Origin of the sequence: Puniceicoccus vermicola (assembly GCF_014230055.1) — a bacterium.
Classification (GTDB): domain Bacteria; phylum Verrucomicrobiota; class Verrucomicrobiia; order Opitutales; family Puniceicoccaceae; genus Puniceicoccus; species Puniceicoccus vermicola.
Map to the genome: position 1 here is coordinate 1 of NZ_JACHVA010000002.1, position 1,687 is coordinate 1,687.

Below are 1,687 nucleotides of genomic sequence, written 5' to 3' on the forward strand. Positions count from 1 at the left end.
TCCGGGAAGCTTCCGACCACTCGGGTTCTGCGACGTATCTCCTTCATGATCCTTTCGAGCATATTGTTGGTGCGGATGCTGCGGTGGTGCTCTCTGGGGAAACGGTAGTAGGTGAGCGATTCGTCGATTCCCTGAAGCAGGATGCTGGCTGCAGGACCGAGCTTCAAGTCTTCGAGCTTGGCGGCCACGGAGATTGCTTTTTCGCGGGCACTTTGGGCATCTTCCTGGGCATGGATTGCCTTGAGCATAGGGATCACCTCCTCGCGCTTTTGTTTGGGCACTTTGTGTAGGATGTTTTTATGGAAGTGGAAGACACATCGTTGCCATTTGGCTTGCGGATAAAACTCCGGTAAGGCCTCGATCAACCCGGCTGCCTTATCGGAGATCGCCAGATCGATCCGGCGCAGTCCCCGCCCGTATAGGTTGCGAAGCAGGTTCCTCCAGCTCTCCTTGTCTTCGCTCATGCCCTCGCTCACTCCGAGCACCTCGCGGAATCCCATCTCGTTCACTCCGATGGCCACGAGGATACTGACGTTCTCGACCTCGCCTCCCCAAGCCCGCTTGAGCCAAAGGCCGTCCAGGTAGGTATACACGTAGCGATTCCTGAGCGGCCTCTGCCGCCACTCCTCAATACGCTCGTAAATCTTCTGGTTGAGGTTACTGACCGTCGAGGGACTTACCCGTGTGCCCCAGAGAGCTTCAGTGATGTCCTCCACACGGCGAACGCTTTGGTCTTCCCCCGAAAAAGTGGACAGTTTTCGGCTAGTTAAGTTGTGGTTGTAGATTGTAATATTGTTCAAGGTATCGTTGAGGCGAGATCATTCCTAAAGAGCTGTGTCTTCGCCGGCGATTGTAGAAGCATTCGATGTAGTCGAAGATGGCGCAGTGGGCTTGTTTTTTGTTATGGAAGCAACCGGAGTCGGGAAGCATCTCGGTTTTAAAGGAGGCGAAACAGCTCTCGGCGAAGGCGTTGTCGTAGCAGTATCCCTTGGCGCTCATGCTTTGTTTCCATTTTCCCAGAGCGGTTCGAAGGGGCCCGCTGGTATACTGGCAACCTCTATCGGAGTGGAAGATCGCAGTGGGATGGATCGGTAGTCTCAGACGGGCTTGGTCGATTGCCCGGACAGTTTGTTCGGCCGAGAGAGAGCAGGAGAGATTCCATCCAAGGATGAGACGGGAGAACAGGTCCATGACAACCGACAGATACATCCAACCCTCTTCGGTGGGGATATAGGTAATGTCGGCAACGAGTTGCTCACCGGGCTTGGTGGGCGCAGGCTCCTTTTTCAAAAGGTTAGGAGAAGGAGAAGCCTTCGAATCGGTTTTCGTTGTCTTTGGTCGCCAAGGCCTACGGAGCTTCCCTCGTAAGCCCTCTTTTCGCATCAGGCGCGCTACCCGGTTCTCGCCACAGGGCAAGCCGCGCTCGGCAAGTTCCGGGGTGATTCTCGGACTGCCGTAGCAGCGCATGTGACGGTCGGCATGAATCGTTTTTATTTCGGCGACTATGCGCTGGTTCTCGACAGCCCGAGGCCCAGGAGCAACTTTCCGGGTATCCCAGGCGTAAAATCCGCTCCGGGACAGTCCCAGAGCCCCACAAAGCTCGCATACTGAGTAGTCTTTCCGCATTGCCTCGATCATCGCATACCCAGATGCGGGTCCTCTGCCAGTATGCTCGCGGCTTTTTTTA

General features: G+C 55.4%; 1 protein-coding gene and 1 pseudogene. Both read right to left on the reverse strand.

The genetic code is table 11. From position 1 onward, the window contains the following. A pseudogene (locus tag H5P30_RS00065) lies at window positions 1-728 on the reverse strand (IS256 family transposase); the annotation flags it as partial. 34 nt (window positions 729-762) lie between these two features. After that, window positions 763-1,687: IS3 family transposase (locus H5P30_RS00070; protein WP_185690928.1), on the reverse strand; the 925-nt coding region annotated here is incomplete at its 5' end.